Raw genomic sequence first — 21,648 nt, 5'->3', positions numbered from 1 at the left:
TATGAAAAGATTTGGAAGCAATAATGACGTTTTCTGCTTTTTCTGCGGAAGCACAGCAAGCAAAGACCGTAAGTTAATTACAGGTCCAAGCGGCAATACTTTTATCTGCGATAAGTGTGTTGCAATCTGTCAGGGAATCTTAGACCAGCAGGAAGCTGATGTAACTCCTATTGAACTTAAAGACGTACCTACTCCACGTGAGTTCAAAGAATATCTCGACAGCTATGTTGTAGGACAGGAAGAAGCAAAGAAAACACTTTCTGTTGCTGTTTACAACCACTATAAGAGAATGTCAGTTTCTGCTGCAGCACAGGCTGCTGAAGATGCTGTAAAAATTGAAAAATCTAACGTTCTTTTAATCGGACCAACAGGTAGCGGAAAGACTCTTCTTGCCCGCACTCTTGCACAGCGTCTTAAGGTACCATTTGCAATTGCAGATGCCACTACCCTTACAGAAGCCGGATACGTTGGTGAAGATGTTGAAAACGTTCTTTTGAAGTTGATTAACGCTGCAGACGGAAACATTGAAGCTGCAGAACGTGGAATCATTTTTATTGATGAAATTGATAAGATTGCACGCAAGAGCGAGAACACTTCTATTACACGCGATGTAAGTGGTGAAGGTGTTCAGCAGGCACTTTTGAAGATTATTGAAGGTACAGTTGCCAGCGTTCCTCCACAGGGCGGACGTAAGCACCCTAACCAGGAAATGCTTCAGATTGATACAACAAACATCCTCTTTATTCTTGGTGGAGCTTTTGTTGGTCTTGATAAGATTATTGAACAGCGCGTTTCATCTCACGCAATGGGCTTTGGCTCAGAAGTTGGTCAGATGACCGACGAAGACAAGATGAAGCTTTTGAATCAGGTTACTCCGGATGACCTTGTAAAGTTTGGTTTGATTCCAGAACTTATCGGTCGTATGCCAATTACCTGCGCCCTCAAAGAGCTTACACGCGATGACCTTGTAAGCGTACTTACAGAACCTAAGAATGCTATCACAAAGCAGTTCCAGGCATCATTCAATATTGATGATGTTAAGCTTGAGTTCGAAAAAGACGCTATTGAAGAAATTGCAGATGAGGCAATCCGTCAGAAGACAGGTGCTCGCGGACTTCGTACAATCGTTGAGAAAATGCTGATGGACGTAATGTTCAAGATTCCTGATATCAAGGGAAAGAAAACCTTTACAGTTACAAAGAAAATTGTACAGGGTAAAGAAAAGAACATTGAGTCTCTCATCAAAACTGACACAGCTGCAATTGAAAGTGCTTAAATATGGCAGATGTATTTGCACAGCTATCAGATAATTTAAGACAGAGCCTTTCTGCTCTGTCTATTTCCACACCTACTCCTGTTCAGGCAGAAGTAATTCCCCGCATTCTCGGCGGGGAAAATGTTCTTTTTGAATCAGAAACAGGAACAGGAAAAACCTTTGCATACCTTCTTCCACTCATAAATAAACTTGAAACAATAACAGATCATCAGAAGGTTCGCATAATTGTTGTAGCACCAACCTTTGAACTTGCTTCACAGATAAACGGTGCATGCAAAACAGTTACCTCACATAAATCTGCCCTTATGATTGGTGGCGCTCCATTAAAACGCCAGATAGAAACACTTAAGGAAAAACCTGAAATCATTATTGGTACAGCAGCACGCCTCGTTGAACTTATTCATCTTAAGAAACTTAAGATTGACGGTCTTTTTGCTGCTGTTTTTGATGAAACAGACCGCCTCGTAAAAAAAGAATCAATTGAAGACACTTCAGCTTTCAGAAACCTTCTTCCAGGCGGAACTCAGATTATTGCCTGTACTGCAACCCTCAGTAAGCAGACAAAAATATTTTTTGCTGATGCAAAGAATGTCGTTATGCCACCGGAAGATGTTCTTAAAAAACGCATAACTCACTGGGCAATCTACGCAGAAACCAGAGATAAAATTGACACACTCAGAAAACTTTTAGCTGCAGAAAATCCTACAAAGGCACTGATTTTTACATCTCGTGCTGATCAGGTAGAAAACATTTACAATAAATTGACTTATAAAAAAGTAGCCTGTGCTGCCCTTCATGCAAAAACTGATAAGCAGAAACGAAAGGCTGCTATTGACCGTTTCCGCAGCGGAAAAGAAAAGATTCTTATTACAAGTGACCTGGCCGCCAGAGGATTGGATATCCCTGATATTTCTCATATAATTCAAATGGACTTCCCTTCAGATGAAGATTTTTTCATTCACCGAAGTGGACGTACAGCAAGAGCCGGGAAAACTGGAATCAATATTGTAATTGGAGATGAATGGGAAATGAGACACTTTGCCCTTCTCGAAAAGAAACTTGGTATTACAGTTTATCCTAAAGAGATTAGAAACGGAAAGGTGGTACAACCATGCGAATAGCAATTGATACCTTGGGCGGAGATCATGGACGCTCTGGTTTTGGTTCATATATTCTATACTTTATTTCAAATCTCCCAAAGAATCCTGATATTCAGATTGAACTGTTTGGTACAGAAGAAGACCGTTATACATATACATCCGGAACTGATATCCCTTATTCAGCAATAAAGCTGCTGGATACACCAAGAGCTCTTCGCCGCTGGTATAAATATCATGCTAACCGTTTTATTAAGAAACAGGGCTATGATGCAGTAATTTATCCAACTGCATGCAGAATGGTTCCACCAAAATATAAAAATCATATTGGTGTTGCAGTTATCAACAGTATTATGTCTTCTGAAATTGCAGATAAAAGCGGTAAAGAAAAACATCAGCTGAAAAAAGGAATTTTAAAGGCTCAAAAGATTATTGCAGCATCAAAATATATAAAAGATGACCTTGTAAAGCTTGGAGTTTCAGAAAACAGAATCAGTGTTATTCATAACGGCATTGATCACAAGATTTTCTTCCCGATGGCAGATATTTTTGAAGATGAAATTGTTGATGTAAAGCCATTTGCAATTAAACGACCTTACTTTGTTTATGGCTCTACCCTTTCCAGTCCTGAAAAGAAACATATTGAATTGATTAAAGCCTTTGAGCTTTTCAAAAGAAATACAGGTGCACCACATCGTCTTGTTCTTGCAGGAAATGACGGTCCTTATGCAGAAGAAATTCATAAAGCCGCATTTAATTCTCAGTTTGCAAGCGATATTTTCCTTACAGGCTTTTTCCCTCACGAGAATTTTGCACGTCTTTACGGAGGTGCAGAAGCATGTCTTTTCCCTTCAATCAACGAAGGCGTAGGACTTCCAATTCTCGAAGCAATGGCTTGTGGAATTCCCGTATTATGTTCTGATAAAGGTGCTCTTAAAGAAATCGGTGGAACAGCACCACTTTATTTTAATTCTGATGATATTGACCAGGTTGCAACAAACATGCAGAAGGTTGTTGAAGAAACAGAGCTTCGTGAAAACATGATTACCGATGGTATTATGTGGGCAAAAGAGTTCAACTGGGAAGATACTGTTTCTAAGACTATTAAGAGTATTATTGAATAATTGAAATTATTAATAGAAATCTAAATTCAGGGCTTCCCTATTATAAAGAACTAAAGAAAATTTGGCGCGAGGGAGCGGATTTGCGGATCAAAATGACTTTGTGTGTGGATGCCGCGGGAGCGGCATTAAAATAGTTTCTATACCACACACAACGTCAAGCGCATTATTGCGCGTTTTTGATCTGCAAATACGCGACAGGGAGCCAATCTTTACGTTTTATTCATTATAATGCAGAAGCCCTGAAGTTAATTTACTTCCTTCAATAAACTACTTTCAAATATCTATAAAATTCACTATAATATTAAGACTATACTTAGGAGTGATTGTGTTTTTAAAAAGTCTTGATATACACGGATTCAAATCATTTGCAGATAAAACTCATATCGACTTTGCAGAGGGTATTACTGCCTTACTCGGCCCAAACGGCTGTGGTAAAAGTAACGTAGTCGATGCAATTAAATGGGTACTTGCAGAACGCAATTCTAAAAATCTCCGTGCAGAAAAAATGGAAGACGTTATTTTTAACGGTACAGAACGTCGTCCTGCACTCAATACAGCAGAAGTAACCCTTACAATTGCAAACGACAAGGGATTACTCCCTCTTGATGAAGAAGAAATTGCTATTACCCGTCGTCTCTATCGTTCTGGAGATCAGGAATATTTTATCAATAAACGCCCTGCCGGCCCTACAGAAATCCGCCGTCTTTTTATGGATACTGGTGTCGGAAAAGCAGCCTACTCTGTTATGGAGCAGGGAAAGATTGACCAGATTCTTTCGAGCAAACCTGAAGACCGCCGCTATCTTTTTGAAGAGGCTGCAGGTATCAGCCGTTCAAAGGCAGAGGTCGCAGAAGCAGAACGCGAACTTGAACGTACCCGTCAGAACATGACTCAGATTGAAATTGCAATGGGAGAAATTAAACGTCAGTACGACACGCTCAAGGTTCAGTCTGAAAAAACAATTAAATACCGCAAATTTAAAGAAGACATCTATCTTTATGAACTTGACCTTACCCTTCTCCGTCTTAAAAACTTTGTAACAGACAAAGCCCGTCATGAAGAAGAACTCAAAAAAGTTCAGGAAAAACGAGATAAGGTTCGTCAGGAAATTGAAGAAATCAATAATACAATTTCTGAAAACATGGACAAAGTTAAGGCCATGCAGGAAGACCTTTATAATAAACAGGCAAAACTTCTTGCAATCGGACAGGAGAAAAACGGTAAACTCGAACTGATTAAACAGCAAAATCAGCAGGCTCTTCTTATGAAAGAAAAGCTTAACAGTCTTGAAGGACGCTGTTCTGCTATTCAGGAACGCATTGATACTGTTCAGGAAGAAATTGATGAAAACAATGCAATTCTTCATGAAAAGAACAAGCAGCTCAATGACATTAAGACTAATATAGAATCTTTCCAGAAAAACATTGAAACAAGCAGCAGCCAGATTACAGACAATGACCGCAAGGCTGATTCTCTCCGCACGCAGATTGGTCAGCTTGAAGAAGAACGCGCCGGCCTGCAGAAAGAACTTGCCGCTATTACAGAAGACATTGTTTCAATGCTTGATGCAAAACTCAAGGATGCAGGTTTTAGTGAAGGTGCACTGCGTATTGCAAAAGAAGAACTCGAACAGAATTTTGCAAAGCTTAAAATCTTCCTTGATGGCCGCAAAAACATTTTCTCTGATTATGCCGCAAGAAAACTCAATGCAGAAGAAGCTGGTAAGACTGCAAGTGAAGCTGTTGAAGCATTTGAAGAAGCCGGCCGTCAGATGGCAGAAGTTGAAGCTTCCCTCAAAAAATATCAGGATGCTTCTCCAGCCTTTATTACAGAATTCCTTTCTCCAGAAGGTATCATGACTAAAAAGCGCGGAATTGATGATAAAATCAATCAGAACCGCGATAAGGTTGATGATATAAATAATCAGATTAAAGAGCTTCACTCAAAGAACAGCGAACTCACAACCAAAATCAATGAATACCGTGATACACTTCAGAAACTCAAGCTTAATGAAATCCAGATGCAGGAACAGATTACTGCAAGCCAGAATCAGATAAACACACTTAACCGTCAGCTTACTGGAGAACAGACAACACTCCGCGAAACTCAGGACGAGCTTTATGTAGAAACAAAGCGTGCTGAAGAACTCAACGAGCAGATCAACCAGTATCAGGATGAACTTGCAGAAATTGAATACCGCGGTAAACAGCTTGCCGACGAAATGAACAAGCTCGACGAAGAAATCGCAAAAGCAAACAAGAGCGTTTCTGGAAAGAGTGATACTCTGGATAAGAAACGCGAAGAACAGAATAAATATCAGGAGCAGTTTGAAAGACTGTCGCTTTCTTTGAACTCAGCAGATAACGACATCAGAAACGTTAAGCAGAACTTTCAGGATCAGTATTCACGCGATCTTATGGAATTTGAAGAGCGTATGTACAAGATTACAACTCCTGCTACAGAACTCCGCGAAAAGCTTTCAGAAGCAAAAAAAGATTTTGCTGCACTTGGAAGCGTAAACCTTATGGCTCCGGAAGAGTTCAATGAAGTAAAGGAACGCTACGAACGCCAGCGCACAAACTACGAGGATACTCAGAAGTCTCTTGAAAACCTCGTACGTGTAAGTGAAGAAATCAAATCTAAATCTGCAGAAATGTTCCTTGAAACATACAATCAGATTAAGAAGAACTTCCATAATATGTTCCGCCGCCTTTTCAACGGAGGACGTGCTGAACTTAAACTTGCAGATCCTGCAAACATCCTGTCTTCAGGTATTGATATTTACGCACAGCCGCCTGGAAAGAAGCTTGAAAACATTGCACTGCTTTCCGGTGGAGAAAAGACAATGACTGCGGTTGCCCTCCTCTTTGCAACATATCAGGTTCGCCCTAGTCCATTCTGTCTTCTCGACGAGATTGATGCCGCCCTAGATGACAAGAACGTTTCTTCTTTTGTAACTGCGCTTGAAAGCTTTGCAAGTGTCAGCCAGTACATTGTAATCACTCATAACAAGAAAACTGTAATGGGTGCTTCTACAATGCTTGGTATTACAATGGAAGAGTCTGGTGTAAGTAAGATTATTGCACTCCGTCTTGATGAAGATATTAAACGTGGAGCAATTGTTGACCATAACCAGGATGACTTTAAGGATGAAGAGGTTCCGGATGAAGAAGGCGTTGTACTTCCTCCAAGACCTCCAAAGCGTGTATAGGTAAGCTATGGATTTCCAGGGACTTCTTGATAACATAAAAGAAAAGGCTTCCTCAATTTTTGAAAAGATTCGTGAGTTTTATGAAGAAAACAAAATGCTTTCATATATTATAGCGGGTCTTACAGCACTTTTGCTTATATGTATTATCCTTATAATAGTTCTTGCAGGAAAGAAAAAGGAACCGGAGGTTGTTCCAGGCTCTATCCTCGAACTTACAGAACCACTTGCAATTCCTGATGGACCGGAACGTCCAAAAGATTATACTGCTTCCCGAACAACAAAAGATAAATGGTCGGAGGAAGAAACTGAACAATGGTTTACTATTCCGACACAAAAAGAAATTGATTCGCTTTCAAAAGCTAATGATAATTTAATAAATGAAATAACAGGAGCTGCACCATGAAAAAAATACTCATAGCATCCGCATGTGCTTTTACGCTATGTTTTACTTCCTGTGCATCTAAAACCGCTCCAGAAACTGAATCTCAAACAGAAGCACCTGATACAGTAAAAGCTGATGCCGAAGAAACTGAGGCTACCTCAGATGATTCAGAAAATACTGCCTCAGATGAAGTTTTAAGCTCAGACAGTTTTCCAGAACTTGAGGTTATAGAAGAACCTGAAATTATTACTCTTGAACCGGTAGAAGACACAGAGCTTTCTGCAGAGGATACAGAACCTGCTTCAGAAGAAGTTGAAACAGAAGAACCACCTGTAATCTCAGAGATAGAAGAAAGTTCTTCTGATGAAGAGAATAAAGCAGATGAAGCTGAAGATGCGGCAGATACAACAGAAACCACAGAAAGTGAAAATAACTCAGAAGGTCAGGTATCAGAAGACACAAGTACTGAAACTCCGGATGTAGTTATTGACTCTTCTTCAGATGATGATGAAATTACAGTCATCGGTGGTGGAATTGACATTACAGATGAAGACTCTGATTCTGATGAAGATTACAGCGATACTCAAAAAACAATAGTTCCATCACGCTCTGTGACTCTCAAGAAGTTTGAATATCTTGATGTTACCTACCCTGGTACCGGCTGGATTTACATGGGTCTTACAGATAACTCAAAAGATATTGCATACTTTGGACGCAAGCTTGGAACAAAGGATACAAAGTTTACTCTTCAGGCACGCACTGCAGGAACAAAAATCGTTCATTTCTATAGAAACGATCCTCTTACAGGAAAATATCTTGATGATTATCTTGAAATTGTAATTCTTGCAGAAAATGGTTCAAATAAAACTCATATCGAAGCACCTGAATATAAACTTCCTGTTCAGAAAAAAGAAATTCCAGTAAAACCGGCTGAAGAGGATGAAGCTTCAGAAAAAGAAGAAACTACATCTGAAACTCCAGCACCTGTTCCAACTCCTGTAGCTGCTTCTAAACCAAAAGAGACTAAACCAGTAGAACAGAAAACTGTTGTTAAAGAAGAACAACCTGCACCTCAGGAATATCAGACTAGTGAGCCAATTCCAGCAGCTCAGGCTTCAGATTCAACAACGCTTTTAAAAGAAGCTCAACTTCTGTATAATGAAAAAGAATATGCAGCCGCACTCAATAAACTTAATCAGTTCTTTGAGTATTCAACAGATAACCGTGATGAAGCTCTTTATCTTAAAGGACAGATTCTCGAAGCAAAATCAAATATACGTGATATAAAAGGCTCAATTGAAGCATATACATCGCTTACAAAGAACTATCCTGCAAGTAAATACTGGGACAGTGCAAATAAGCGTATTATATATTTAAAAAGATTCTATATGGAGGTTAGATAGATTCTATGAAAAAAATGATTAAATCTATTCTTATTATTGGATTGGGCGCTGCCTTATTTTCATCCTGTATGCTTGGCCGTCCTGCAAAGGAAGACGCTCCTGTCCGCTCAATAACAGTCTCGGGTTCAGGCAGCGTTTCCGTAAAGCCTGATATGGTATCTATGAAGTTTATTGTAAGAACTACAGGCTGGAACTGTCCACAGGTAGCAGAAAGAAATGCAATAAATACAGCGAATACTATTGCTGCAATCAAAGAAGCTGGTATTCCTGAATCAGATATTTCCACATTCGATTATTCAATTACTCAGGATAATTCTCATAACTATGCCGGTGAATACACAGTTAGAAACACTATCGCTGTAGTTATCAGAAACATTGACCTTACAGGAAAGGTAATTGATGCAGCCGTAAAAAACAATACAGGTGCAAACGGAATTACTTCTTTTGAGTATCTTGTATCTGACAAGGCAACTGCACTTCGCGAAGCACGTACTCTTGCAATTAAGAATGCACAGGATGCAGCTTCCCTTCTCGCAGGTGCAAGCGGTTGTAAGGTAAACGGAGTTCTTGAAATCCGCGAGGATTACACAAGCGCTGGAAGAGGAAACGAAATGATGTTTAAGGCAGTTTCTATGGACAGTGATTCTGGAGTTCCTACACCAATCGTTGAAGGAAACATCACAATTACATCTAATGTAACTGTAAAATACGAACTTGCTAACTAAATAAAAGAGGACTAAATATATGTTGGACTACAAATTTATTAAAGATAATCTTGATGCGGTAAAACAGAATATCGTAAACCGCAATATGACAGCTGATGCAGACAAGGTTGTAGAACTTTTTGACAAGCGCACTGCCCTTGTAACAAAACTCCAGGGCCTTCAGCAGAAGCGTAACGAAAACGCTCAGGCTATGAAGCAGAAACTAGATCCTGAAAAGCGCAATGAACTTATTGCTGCAGGAAAGGCAATTAAAGACGAAATCACTTCTGTAGAAGCAGAAACAAAAGAAACTGAAGCAGCCCTTGAAGAAGCTGCCCGCCAGATTCCAAATATGGTACACCCTGATGCACCGGTTGGAAAGCTCGATACAGAAAACCTTGAAGTAAAGAAAGTTGGAACTCCACGCAAGTTTGACTTTGAACCAAAAGATCATGTTCAGCTTGGTGAATCACTCGATATCATCGACTTTGACCGCGGAACAAAAGTATCAGGTCCAAAGTTCTACTATCTTAAGAATGAAGCTGTATTCCTTGAGCAGGCTCTTATTATGTACGCCCTCAACACTCTCCGCAAGCACAACTTCCAGATGTTCATTACACCTGATGTTGCTAAGGAAGAAGTTCTTAAGGGAATCGGATTCAACCCACGCGGAAACGAATCTAACGTTTACTCAATCGAAGAAGAAGGAACCTGTCTGGTTGCAACTGCAGAAATCACACTTGGTGGATATCACCAGGATGAGATTCTTGACAAGGCAAGCCTTCCTCGTTTCTACGGCGGTCTTTCACACTGTTTCCGCCGCGAAGCAGGTGCTGCAGGTCAGTTCTCTAAGGGACTCTACCGCGTTCACCAGTTTGATAAGGTAGAAATGTTTGCCTACGCTACTCCGGAACAGTCTGAGGAGATTCACGAAAAGCTCCGCCAGATTGAAGAGGAAATCTTCGAAGGTCTCGGACTTCCATTCCATGTTGTAGATACTTGTACCGGAGACCTCGGTGCTCCAGCTTACCGCAAGTGGGACCTGGAAGCATGGATGCCTGGCCGTAACGGTGGTGAATACGGTGAAGTAACTTCTACTTCCAACTGTACAGACTACCAGGCTCGCCGCCTCAACATCAAATACAAGGACGACGATGGAAAGAACAAGTATGTTCACACATTGAACGGAACTGCAATTGCCGTAGGACGCGCAATGCTCGCAATTCTTGAAAACTATCAGAATGCAGACGGTTCTGTTACAATTCCACCAGTACTTGTTCCTTACTGTGGATTTGATAAGATTTTACCAAAGAAATAAAAAAATATACGGAGGATACAATGGACGATCAGAATAATCCTGGCTACACAAAAATGATCTTCTATCTGATTCTATTTCTTTCAGTTGTGCTGGCTGGTTTTCTTTTGAAAACCATATCCTCCGTTATAATTCCGGTTGTACTTTCTTTTATACTTTCATTGGTTCTTCTTCCAATCATAAAGAAAGTCAACCTAAAAACCGGAATCCCATGGGTTGTTTCTTCTTTAACAATCGTAATACTTTTCTTCGTTGCTTTACTTGGAATCACATCTATCTTAGTTGGAAGCCTTTCCGGAATTGTTGCTGAATATCCTAAATATGAAAGCCGATTCATGTCTATTTTCCAGCTGATTGCTCAGAATCTTGATTTTGAAATAGACAATTCAAAGAGCCTTATCCAGAATCTCTGGACTTCATTAAAGGTTCGTGAATATGCACAGAAAACCGCTGTAGCTCTTTCTTCAGGTGTAATTTCATTCAGCAAAACACTGTTTTTAATTTCTATTATGTCTGCGTTTATTCTCATTGAAATGCGCCTTACAAAGCGTAAGATTTATTATGCATTTAAGGATAACCGCGAGAAAGTTTCAAGAATTTCTCATCAGATTGTTAATCAGACAGTAAGATACGTTTCCATCAAGTTCTTTATTTCACTTTCAACTGGTGTACTCAGTTTTCTTACAACCTGGCTTCTCGGACTAGATTTCCCAATTGTATGGGGATTCCTTGCCTTTATCATGAACTTTATTCCGATTTTCGGTTCAATCATTTCTGTAGGTTTAACTACCCTTTTCTCTTTGATTCAGTTTTATCCAAACTGGGGAAAAACACTTTTTATTCTGATTTTCCTGACAGCCATAAATATGATTCTCGGAAATATTCTCGAGCCTCGTATTGAAGGTAAAAATCTTGGTATTTCTCCTGTGGCTATTCTGATAAGTCTTTCTGTTTGGGGATATATCTGGGGATTTACAGGAATGCTTCTTGCAGTACCGCTTACAGTTATTATTAAGATTATCTGTGAGAATCTTGATTATATGAAAGGTGCTGCAATCTTCCTTGGAAATGATCCGCGGCAGTCTAACTCAAATAAAACAGCAGACTAATTAAACAGAGTACTTGTGGCCTTTTCATAGAGGAAGCGTAAATCTTCTTCCTGAAGTGTTGTATAACGGAAATCAACACTGGAATAAAGTCCGTCTGCACTGCGGTAGATTTTATTTACCAGGCTAGTTACAAAGATATCTCTTGTAAGAATAGGACCTCGTTTTATTGAGAAAGAAAGTTTAATTCCATACTCTTCATTTTCAAAGAAAGTACAGGAAGAAGTTTCCATTCCTACAACAAGTCTCTCATGATCAACAAATAGAATTGAAAAAGGTTTTATTCTGTTTTCCATTGCTTCCAGACCGGTTTTATGAGGTTCTGAAAGATATTTACAAACTGGAATAAGCTGAATACCATTTCCTGCATTTTTTTCCTGTTTTGCCTGTTCTACAAATTGCTCTAACAGCTCTTTTGCTTTTTTCTGATATTCCAATGCTATTATTTTCCATACAGGTCTAACAAAGAGCTCAATACCTTCTGTTGGAATGCACTTAAGATTTAAATCACGGCGGGATTTGCAATCAAAATAAATCACAGAAGAAAAATCATAATCTGAATCTTCTTCAATATCTGCAATGCGTTCAATCTGATCAGGGATAGCAAGAGTGAGGCCCTTTTTAGTAACTGTTACGGGGGAAATAAAATATAAGCCGACTCTATTGAAATAGAACTCAACCTTTACCTTTTTATTTGCAAAGTTTTTTATAGCCTGGGCAGGATTTTCAAGAAGAATCATTCCATCCTTCTTTACTTTCATATTCTCACTTTTTATTGCTACTGGAAAAATTTGAGAAGTCAGGGAGCGGATTTCACCTTCAAAGTCTTCTTTATCAGATGAAATATTATCTTCAATTGGAGTAAGGGTTACAGGAACATTTCCATCAATGAGATACTGAAGAACCAGTTCCCGTTCAATTCCTGTCAGTTTGTCGTGTTCCATCATACTTTTGCCACCTGTCTATAGTAATCTGGTAGAATTCATTGTTTCCAGAAGAATTAAGAAACATTGTCATATCTATTGTACCACAGTCTGCGTAAAAACGCACAGGAATCTGAATAAAATCCGGACCATTAAAAGGTTCACCGAAAAGCCATCTTTTAAAAGGTGAAGATTTGTTTGTTTTTAATTTTCCGAAATATTTTATCCAGCCTTCTTCAAAGTCTTTTAGGAAAAATACATAATTAAAGATATACTTTTTACTGAAATAAGAATCAGCTCCAATATGCCCTTCAGATGCAAAAGCCGTACAAAAAGTATTTACCTTCTCTTTTACTGAAACACGTAAATCTCTTGTATCAAGACTTCCAAAATCCTCAATTGAAGGATAAACAGGTCGCTGATATGTTTTTGAGATTTTATATAAGTCTTTTGTATAAGGAACATCCGAACCTAACTGCATTGAACCACGGTTGATTTTTTTTGTTAGTCTTTCGCCTTCAAGTTCCATGGTCCAGGTAATGTCCTGTTCCTTTTCTTTTACATTCTGTTTAATTGTATTATTTTCTGTATATACGAGTTTTGATTCCTGTGTATTACTGCATGATATGTATAATAAAGGAATTAAAAATGAGAATATAAGGATTACAGAATTAAATACTTTTTTCAACAAAAACTCCCGAATAATAAATTCGATGCTAATCATATTAGCATACTTTATAATCATCGTCATTAACAGAAGGCTAAATTTACCGTTTTTTTATATTTATTTTAGTGAACGATATTGACACTTATGCGTATAAATGATATAAATTGATTATCAACTAACAGTTGTTTCGGGCAGTTAGCTCAGCTGGTACGAGCGTCTGGTTTACACCCAGAATGTCGGGAGTTCGATCCTCTCACTGCCCACTTTATAAGACTTGGTTTTACCAAGTCTTTTTTTTGTTTAACGCTCTTTGATTTTTCCCGGATCTCATTTCTCCCGACATTCTGTCAGATGTCGCTCACTACCGTTCGCTCCTACCCGTTTATCGGAGAATCCTAAACAATTGCTTTCGCAATTGTTTTTAACGGATTTCCGATTATAGGGTGTCGGGAGTTCGATCCTCTCACTGCCCACTTTATGAGACTTGGTTTTACCAAGTCTTTTTTTTTATTTAACGTAATTAAATTTTAAATAAAATATTAATAGAACTTATTTTATTTTCATATTATAATTTTTAATATGAAAAGTAAGGTATTCTATTTAATTACGTTTGTTTCATTTCTTTTTATTGGTTGCACACGCAATTCGAACTATAACAGCCAGAGCGTTACAGATAGTTCACATATTGAATTTATCTCGCCATTTACAATTGGACGGCTTACTCCTGTTTCTATAAGTTTTATGGAAACTCCTAAATGTCCAATTGGAGATGCTGTAGAGCTCTTTCCGAAAATAAAAGGTGTTTGGGAATATACAGATAATAAAGCAACTTTTATACCAGATGAACCTTACAAAGGTAATTCAAAACTTACACTTAAAGCTGATCTTGCTAAGCTTTTCCAGGATGGCTCTTCAATTTATGAAAGAAATTTCTATGTTGAAGAACCATCATATGAAGTAACTTTTGATGAAGTCAGACTAAATGAAACTGGTTCTTCTTATACAGTTTCAGGAAATGTTTCAACAGATATTCCTGTTTCTGAAAAAGAAATTAAAACCATTCTTAATGCAAAGATGAAATTTCAAAATCAGGAAATAAATTGGAAAAAGACCGATACACCTGAAAAATGGAATTTTGCAATTAACATTGATAATACATCAGATAAGGCTCAAGACCTTGAATTAAAGTGGTCTGGAAAAGCCCTTGGTATGTCAAATACAAAGGAAAAACTTTCTTCAGGAAAGAAGATTATTTCACTCCCTGCAAAAACAGCCTTTTCTATTATTGATATCAATAATTCTAAAAAGAATGTAATTCTTGTTAGTTTTTCAAAAGCACTTGATTCAACTCAGGACATTGCTTCTTTTATACGAACTTTGGATTTAAACGGAAAAAAGAAAACAGATTTTTCAACTTCAATTCATGGAAATACCTTATCATTATTCAGTGACTCAAATTGGTCAGATATTCAAACTGTAGCATTCGAACCTGGAATAAAAAGTTCTGAAGGAATTTATCTTGCACAGGCATCTCAAATTTCTTTGTCAGAAAATTGGGAACTTCCATCAGTTCGATTTATGAATCAAAATGTAATTCTTCCAACTACACAAGGTTCAGTATTACCTATCGAAACAAGAAACCTTACTGGTGTACTTGTTCAGGTTTATCAAATTTACGAAAGAAACATTAATCAGTTTCTTCAGGACAATGAACTTGATGGTACAAGTAGAATTTTCAGAGTTGGAGAACCTGTATGGGAAAAGAAAATCAACTTCAACTGGAATGATTCCATGCAGAATAAATATATTTCCCGTGGACTTGAACTTTCTGAACTTGTAAAAAAATATCCACAGGGAATGTATCACATAAGAGTTTCTTTCAGAAGAGATCAAATTAAATATAGACAAGCTGGTATGGATGACTATGCAGACTTACCAATGCCTCCAGATACAATTGAAGAATACTCTATTCCTAATGAAAAAAGTAGCTGGGATTATTGGGAAAATAAATTAGACACAAGTACTTACTGGAGAAATAAAAACAATCCGTACCATCCAGCCTTTTATATTCCAAGCTATAATTCAGCAAATACCATTTCAAGAAACGTTCTTGTTTCTGATTTAGGTATTATGGCTAAAAAAGATTCATCAAATACACTTTATATTACTGTAGCAGATATTAAAACAGCAAAACCACTTCCAAATGTAGATATTATAGTAAATAATTATGTTGGAAGTACTGTCAGCGCAGGAAAAACCGACAGTAATGGTAATCTTATTCTTCGAAATATTAAAAATGCATTTGTAATTACTGCTAAACAGAATAGACAAACTTCTTATTTAAAGATTTCTGCCGGAACAAATTTAAGCACAAGCCATTTTGAAATTGGTGGTGAAAAATCTGGTACAGGACTTAAAGGAATTATCTACGGAGAACGTGGAATCTGGAGACCTGGTGACAGTCTTTTCCTTACTTTTGTTCTACAGGATCTTACAAAAACTTTACCAAAAGATATACCTGTAACCTTTGAACTTCTTGATCCAATGGGACGTGTAACTGATACTCAGTTATTAACAGAATCTGAAAATTACTTCTACCCTATTACAACTAAAACTGCATCTGATGCACCGACAGGTTTATGGACAGGCCGTGTATCTATAGGTGGAAACACATGGTCAAAATATCTTAACATTGAATCTATTGTTCCAAACAGACTTGCAGTTTCTCTTGAAACTACACAGAAAGTTTTGACTAAGAATAATAACTCATTCACATTAAAAGGTGCATGGCTGCACGGAGCTTCAATTCCAAATTACGAAGCTGATGTATCAGTGGCATTCTCAAAAGCAGAAACAAATTTCGATGGATATTCTGAATTTGTATTTACTAACTATGAAACTGATTTTGATTTCAACCGCAAGGAAATCTGGTCTGGAAAACTAAACTCAGATTCAGAAGCATCATTTAATACACAGCTCAATGCTGGAAATAATCTGCCTGGTAAATTACGTGCAAATTTTGTTTCAAGAATTTACGAACCTTCCGGCAACTTCTCTACACAATCAACATCAATGGAATACTCACCTTATGACCGATATGTAGGTATAAAATTACCAAAGGGTGATGCTACTCGAAACATGCTTCTTACAGATACAGATCATACAGTTGATGTTGTTCTTTTAACACCAGAAGGAAAACCTGCAAACGATAGTAATCTCACTTATACACTTTATAAAATTGACTGGAAATGGTGGTGGGAAAAAGATGCATATACAAGCGCAACTCATGTTTCATCACGTTACTACAGTAAAATTGCATCAGGACAATTATATACAAAAAATGGAAAAGGCTCATTTAAGTTCAATGTAAAATATCCAGAATGGGGTCGTTACCTTCTTGAAGTTCGGGATGGAAACTATGGCCATTGTGCAGCAAAAATTGTTTACATTGACTGGCCAGGCTGGGCAGGACGTGCCCAGGAAAGTGGAACAGGAAGTGCCGCAATGCTTCCTCTTGCAGCAAGCAAAACATCATACACACCTGGTGAAAATGCTGAAATTACATTTACTTCAAATGCACAGGCAAGCGCTTATATTTCAATTGAAAAAGGTGGCCACATTATAAAAACACAGAGAATAGATACTGTAAAAGGCTCAAATATCTATAAACTCCCTATTACAAGTGACATGGCACCTAATGCTTATGTTCACCTTTCTCTTATTCAGCCACATATGCAGACTGCAAACAGTCTTCCGGTAAGATTGTATGGTATCATTCCTATAATGGTAGATGATCCATTAACAAAACTTTCACCGGTAATTAAATCTCAAGATACATTTGAACCAAATAAGAAAGCATCCTTTACTGTTTCAGAACAGAATGGACGACCAATGACTTATACACTTGCAGTTGTTGATGAAGGCTTACTTGGTCTTACAAATTACCATGCACCGGCAATTAGAAGTGAATTCTATAAAAAAGAAGCTTCTGAAATTGTAAACTGGGATATCTACCGTTATGTAATAAATGCATATAGTGGAAAACTTGAAACACTGCTTGCAATTGGTGGTTCGGAAGATATTCTTAATAATGCAAAGAATAATGAGAACCGTTTTGCTCCAGTAGTAAGATATTTTGGACCATTTACAGTTAAAGCAAATGAAACAAAAACAACTGAGTTTGAAATGCCTTACTATGTTGGTGCTGTACGTGCAGTTGTTGTTGCAGGTAATAACGGTGCTTATGGAACTGCAGAAAAATCAGTTCCTGTAAAATCTTCTCTTATGGCTCAACCAGCATTGCCAAGAACAATGGGTACAAATGAAACTATTCAGGTCCCTGTAACAATATTTAATGGTGAAGACTTTGATAAAAATATTACAGTTACATTCTCTGCTCGAGGCATTATGAACTTTGCTAAGACAGAAAAAGTTAATATTCCTGCAAATGGAAATATTGTTGTAAACTTTACTGTTGAAACTAAAGCAGCTGGCCATGTTCTGTTTGAAACAGTTGTAAAAGATGACAAGAATACCTCAAAATCAACAATTCCAATGGAAATTGAATCAAGAGGTATACCTGTAGTTTACAGCAAGAGTTTCACTGTAAAAGCTGGTAGTTCAACAACTGTAAATACAGAAACACCATCAGAACGCGGTGGTGCAACTTTAAAAGTTGAACTTTCTACATTACCACAGATAAATCTTAACAATCGTCTTGATTATCTTATTCAGTATCCACATGGATGTATTGAACAGATTACTTCAGGAGGATTCCCACAACTTTATATTTCAGATTTTGCAAAACTTTCACCAGATAAAATTAACGAAATCAAAGATAATGTAAAATCTGTATTTGATCGTTATCCAACATATCAGACAGCAATTGGTGCAATGGGATATTGGCCTGGAAACAGTAATCCTCATTCATGGGGAACCTGTTATGCAACTCATTTTATGATTGAAGCTAAGAATCATGGATATGAAGTACCAGAGTCTATATTAGAGCCAGCACTCAACTGGCTTACAACAACAGCTTCTGACTGGCAGTCAAACAGCTACAGTTCTGAATCTTCAAGTATTCAGGCTTACAGACTGTTCGTTATTGCACTTGCAGGAAAAGCTGACATTGGCGCAATGAACAGACTTTATATGAGAACAGATCTATCTAAAGATGCTAAACTTCTTCTTGCAGGAGCTTATTCACTGGCTGGAAGAAAAGATACTGCTTCAGATATTTTGAATGCATTCAGTCCATCTACAAATATCTTTAGATCTCTGGGAGATAGTTTTGATTCATCAATCCGAGAACAGGCAATGTATCTCTTTGTAAGCACACTTACAAATGATAACTTCTCAACAAAAACTGACAACCTCGCAAAGAGCGTTGCAGAAACACTTGCTTCTGATAAATGGCTCAATACACAGGAAACTGCATGGTCACTCTTCTCTCTTCTGCCATATTATTCTGCAAAGAAAACTTCTGGAGGAAGTTATATTGTTAAGAACGATATCGCAGAAAGAGCTGATACATTCACACAGGCTTCTACTTCAGAAAATCTTCCAGTTTCATATAAGTTCCCTGGCCAAATGGTAACTATCCAGAACACCGGCAGCAATACACTTTATGGAACAGTAATTTGCAGCGGAATGTCTGTTGCTGGAACAGAGTTTGTTCAGAATAAAGGAATCTCACTTCAGGTAGATGGTATTAATAAGTTGAAGAACATTAAACCAGGTGAAGAAGTTAGTTTAAGAGTACAGATAGCAAATACAAGTTCAACAGAACTTAAGAATCTTGTATTGACAGTACCTATTGGAACTTGTCTTGAATTTGCAAATGAACGCATTTCAAACGAATCCTACAGTTCATCAACTTATACCTATCAGGATATAAGAGATGATGTAATATATACATACTTTGATTTAAATAAAAACGGTACAGTTACTCTCTATTTTAAGGCAACCGCTGCCTATAGTGGAGATTTCACAATACCTGCAATTTATGCTGAAGCTATGTATGATAATAATATAAGGGCTGTTTATCCTGGATTTAAGGTAAAAATGCTTAAATAATGAAAAAAGCTGATATCCAAAAACTTTGGCTGAAAATAAAAAAAAGAAAGCATATAATTCTACTTGCTGTTCTGATTTTATTTTCAGCCAGCCTTATTTTTATAATTCCGGCAAGTCTTGTAGGAAAATCACAGAATTATTCTTATGCCCTCTACGATAAAAATGGTATCCTCTTAGGTGGGCAAGTTGCTGCTGACGAACAATGGCGATTTGCTCCAGATGAAGTTCCAGAAAAATTTAAAAAGGCAATTATTGCCTATGAGGATAAACGTTTTTATTTTCATTCTGGAATTGATATATTATCCATAGCCAGAGCAATTAAATTAAATGTTAGTAAAAAAAGAATTGTATCCGGTGGTTCTACCCTAACAATGCAGACTATCAGGCTTCTGGAAAATCATCCGAAACGTACTTACACTCAAAAAATAAAAGAAGCTTTCATTGCCGTACTCTTTGAAATACGATATACAAAAAAACATATCCTAAAATTATATTGTGCAAATGCTCCATTTGGAGGAAACGTTGTTGGACTTGAAGCGGCATCCTGGAGATATTTTAACCGCCCCCCTTCAGAACTTACATGGGCTGAAACAGCAACCCTTGCTGTTCTTCCTAACCAGCCATCTTTGGTTTATCCTGGTGCAAATTCTGAAATACTTTTAGAAAAAAGAAATTATCTTCTCAATAAGCTATATCAAAAAAAGTATTTTGATAAGAAAACTTATGAACTTTCTCTTGCAGAATCACTTCCTTCAAAACCTTTCCCATTACCTTCAAATTCTCCTCATTATCTGGAATGTTTGAAACAAACTCATAAAAAAAATCAGACAAAATTTTATACGACACTAGATTACAATATTCAAAAAAACACATTCCGAATAATTGAACACTGGTCTTCTGAATTTTCCCGAAGAGGAATTTCAAACGCAGCAGCTCTTATTCTGGATACTAAAACAAAAGAAGTTCTCGCTTACTGTGGAAATTCTGGAAATGCATTACGTAATCCTGACAGTTATGCAGTTGATATGATTCAATCAAAAAGAAGTTCCGGAAGCCTTTTAAAACCATTTCTGTATGGAGCTATGCTTGATGCAGGAGAACTTTTACCAGATCAGCTGGTAATTGATATTCCAACCCGCATTGGCAATTATAGACCAGATAATAATATAAAAAAATACAGTGGTGTTGTACCAGCTTCAGAAGCTCTTACCCGTTCCCTTAATATTCCTGCAATTCGTGAGCTGAGAAAATTTGGAATAAACAGATTTCTTGATTGTCTTAGAAAATGTGGTTTTACAACTTTCAATCATGATTCTGAATATTATGGATTGCCTCTTATTCTGGGAGGTGGAGAAATAACAATGTGGGAAGCAGCACTTGCTTATGCTGACTTAATGAATAAAGCCTGCATGGAACAATCTGACTTTCCAATTTCTACAGGCAGTTCATGGATAACAGTAAATGTTCTTTCTACAGGAATACGACCAGAAGATGAAGCTAACTGGCAAAAATATGCAAATTCAAAAAGAATTGCATGGAAGACAGGAACTTCAAATGGTAATAGAGATGCATGGGCTATTGGTATTACACGAGAATATACAGTTGCTGTTTGGATTGGAAATGCAAATGGAATGGGAAATCCAGATTTAAAAAGTGTTTCTACTTCGGCTCCCGTAATGTTTGATATTTTCTCGTTTCTCCCTAAAACATCCTGGCCAGATATTCCTTATGATGATTTAACAGAACAAACAGTTTGTTCTCATTCAGGCTTTGCAGCATCTCCTGATTGCAAAGAAACTAAATCTATTTTTAGATCCAGAGCTGCCGTTACCCCGGAACTATGCCCATACTGTAAGAAAATTTCATTTACTTTTGATAAAAAATATAGAGCAACAACAGAAGACCTTACAGGAGAAAAGGCTGGAATATATAATGGAACTCTTCCAACAATCGAAAAACGATTTGTACTGCCGCCAAATCTGGAATACTGGTATAAAAATACAAGTGTAGTTTACACTTCCCTGCCAGATTTTGTGCCCTGGCACCATTCTACTTCTGCTGACAATCTTTCTATTGTATTTCCTGAGCCTAATGCAAAAATTATCATACCTGTAGAAATTGATGGCACCCAGGGAGCTATGGTAATGCAGGCTGCAGTTCGTTCTTCCGATACTTTTGTTTATTGGGATGTTGATGGTATTTATTTAGGTTACACAGAAAAAGTCCATGAAATGACAATTTCGCCAGATCCTGGAACTCATATTCTTACAGTAACAGATAGTAATGGAAATATATTGAAACGAAAATTTGAAATTCTTGAGAACTAGCAATATTTTAATAGATAAATACTAAAATATTTATTAAA

At 37.4% G+C, this 21,648-nt stretch carries 13 protein-coding genes and 1 tRNA gene; 12 read left to right on the top strand and 2 right to left on the bottom strand.

Annotation, left to right across the window (positions count from 1 at the left end):
- Nucleotide 1: 1 nt before the first annotated feature.
- The 9 genes from clpX to AABJ44_RS06220 all read left to right on the top strand — a co-directional run bounded on the left by clpX (nt 2) and on the right by AABJ44_RS06220 (nt 11,621).
- Complete coding sequence (gene clpX, locus AABJ44_RS06260; protein WP_074644847.1) at nt 2–1,276, top strand: ATP-dependent Clp protease ATP-binding subunit ClpX; 1,275 nt, start codon at nt 2–4, stop codon at nt 1,274–1,276.
- Between the two features lie 2 nt (nt 1,277–1,278).
- A complete protein-coding gene (locus AABJ44_RS06255; RefSeq protein ID WP_338371049.1) occupies nt 1,279–2,397 on the top strand; it encodes a DEAD/DEAH box helicase in 1,119 nt (372 codons plus the stop codon).
- Entirely contained in the window at nt 2,388–3,497 is a 1,110-nt protein-coding gene (locus AABJ44_RS06250) for a glycosyltransferase family 4 protein (RefSeq protein ID WP_338371047.1), read from the top strand. Before AABJ44_RS06255 ends, AABJ44_RS06250 begins: the two co-directional genes overlap by 10 nt.
- A gap of 325 nt (nt 3,498–3,822) precedes the next feature.
- A complete protein-coding gene (locus AABJ44_RS06245; RefSeq protein ID WP_338371046.1) occupies nt 3,823–6,708 on the top strand; it encodes a chromosome segregation SMC family protein in 2,886 nt (961 codons plus the stop codon).
- A gap of 7 nt (nt 6,709–6,715) precedes the next feature.
- Nucleotides 6,716–7,111 (top strand): hypothetical protein, encoded by a 396-nt coding sequence (locus AABJ44_RS06240; RefSeq protein ID WP_338371045.1) that lies wholly within the window; start codon nt 6,716–6,718, stop codon nt 7,109–7,111.
- Nucleotides 7,108–8,493: an outer membrane protein assembly factor BamD gene (locus tag AABJ44_RS06235; RefSeq protein ID WP_338371044.1), complete on the top strand. Its 1,386-nt coding sequence runs from the start codon at nt 7,108–7,110 to the stop codon at nt 8,491–8,493. Before AABJ44_RS06240 ends, AABJ44_RS06235 begins: the two co-directional genes overlap by 4 nt.
- 5 nt (nt 8,494–8,498) lie before the next feature.
- Nucleotides 8,499–9,218 (top strand): SIMPL domain-containing protein, encoded by a 720-nt coding sequence (locus AABJ44_RS06230; RefSeq protein WP_338371042.1) that lies wholly within the window; start codon nt 8,499–8,501, stop codon nt 9,216–9,218.
- A 19-nt stretch (nt 9,219–9,237) separates the two neighbouring features.
- Nucleotides 9,238–10,515 (top strand): serine--tRNA ligase, encoded by a 1,278-nt coding sequence (serS, locus tag AABJ44_RS06225; protein WP_338371040.1) that lies wholly within the window; start codon nt 9,238–9,240, stop codon nt 10,513–10,515.
- Nucleotides 10,516–10,535: 20 nt separating this feature from the next.
- Nucleotides 10,536–11,621, top strand: coding sequence for an AI-2E family transporter (locus AABJ44_RS06220; protein ID WP_338371038.1), 1,086 nt, complete (start codon nt 10,536–10,538; stop codon nt 11,619–11,621).
- Here AABJ44_RS06220 and AABJ44_RS06215 read toward each other — a convergent pair.
- The gene (locus AABJ44_RS06215; protein ID WP_338371036.1) at nt 11,618–12,565 is read right to left on the bottom strand and encodes a hypothetical protein; all 948 of its coding nucleotides are present in this window, start codon (nt 12,563–12,565) and stop codon (nt 11,618–11,620) included. The two genes, AABJ44_RS06220 and AABJ44_RS06215, sit on opposite strands and share 4 nt — an antisense overlap.
- Nucleotides 12,534–13,229 carry a hypothetical protein gene (locus AABJ44_RS06210; RefSeq protein WP_338371035.1) on the bottom strand — a complete coding sequence of 232 codons (696 nt, stop codon included), beginning with the start codon at nt 13,227–13,229 and terminating at the stop codon, nt 12,534–12,536. Before AABJ44_RS06210 ends, AABJ44_RS06215 begins: the two co-directional genes overlap by 32 nt.
- Nucleotides 13,230–13,397: 168 nt before the next feature.
- Here AABJ44_RS06210 and AABJ44_RS06205 point away from each other — a divergent pair.
- The 3 genes from AABJ44_RS06205 to pbpC all read left to right on the top strand — a co-directional run bounded on the left by AABJ44_RS06205 (nt 13,398) and on the right by pbpC (nt 21,610).
- Nucleotides 13,398–13,471 (top strand) — tRNA-Val (locus AABJ44_RS06205).
- A 316-nt stretch (nt 13,472–13,787) separates the two neighbouring features.
- Nucleotides 13,788–19,283 (top strand): alpha-2-macroglobulin family protein, encoded by a 5,496-nt coding sequence (locus AABJ44_RS06200; RefSeq protein WP_338371033.1) that lies wholly within the window; start codon nt 13,788–13,790, stop codon nt 19,281–19,283.
- Nucleotides 19,283–21,610 (top strand): penicillin-binding protein 1C, encoded by a 2,328-nt coding sequence (gene pbpC, locus AABJ44_RS06195; protein ID WP_338371032.1) that lies wholly within the window; start codon nt 19,283–19,285, stop codon nt 21,608–21,610. Before AABJ44_RS06200 ends, pbpC begins: the two co-directional genes overlap by 1 nt.
- The last annotated feature ends 38 nt before the right edge of the window (nt 21,611–21,648 follow it).

This window comes from Treponema bryantii (assembly GCF_036492245.1).
Taxonomy (GTDB): domain Bacteria; phylum Spirochaetota; class Spirochaetia; order Treponematales; family Treponemataceae; genus Treponema_D; species Treponema_D bryantii_C.
Note: the sequence above shows the minus strand (reverse complement) of the source record. Positions and strands in the feature narration are given on the sequence as shown.

Coding starts and splice junctions, on each gene's coding strand:
- clpX (WP_074644847.1), top strand. CDS start 2: ATGAAAAGATTTGGAAGCAATAATGACGTTTTCTGCTTTTTCTGCGGA.
- AABJ44_RS06255 (WP_338371049.1), top strand. CDS start 1,279: ATGGCAGATGTATTTGCACAGCTATCAGATAATTTAAGACAGAGCCTT.
- AABJ44_RS06250 (WP_338371047.1), top strand. CDS start 2,388: ATGCGAATAGCAATTGATACCTTGGGCGGAGATCATGGACGCTCTGGT.
- AABJ44_RS06240 (WP_338371045.1), top strand. CDS start 6,716: ATGGATTTCCAGGGACTTCTTGATAACATAAAAGAAAAGGCTTCCTCA.
- AABJ44_RS06235 (WP_338371044.1), top strand. CDS start 7,108: ATGAAAAAAATACTCATAGCATCCGCATGTGCTTTTACGCTATGTTTT.
- AABJ44_RS06230 (WP_338371042.1), top strand. CDS start 8,499: ATGAAAAAAATGATTAAATCTATTCTTATTATTGGATTGGGCGCTGCC.
- serS (WP_338371040.1), top strand. CDS start 9,238: ATGTTGGACTACAAATTTATTAAAGATAATCTTGATGCGGTAAAACAG.
- AABJ44_RS06220 (WP_338371038.1), top strand. CDS start 10,536: ATGGACGATCAGAATAATCCTGGCTACACAAAAATGATCTTCTATCTG.
- AABJ44_RS06215 (WP_338371036.1), bottom strand. CDS start 12,565: ATGATGGAACACGACAAACTGACAGGAATTGAACGGGAACTGGTTCTT.
- AABJ44_RS06200 (WP_338371033.1), top strand. CDS start 13,788: ATGAAAAGTAAGGTATTCTATTTAATTACGTTTGTTTCATTTCTTTTT.
- pbpC (WP_338371032.1), top strand. CDS start 19,283: ATGAAAAAAGCTGATATCCAAAAACTTTGGCTGAAAATAAAAAAAAGA.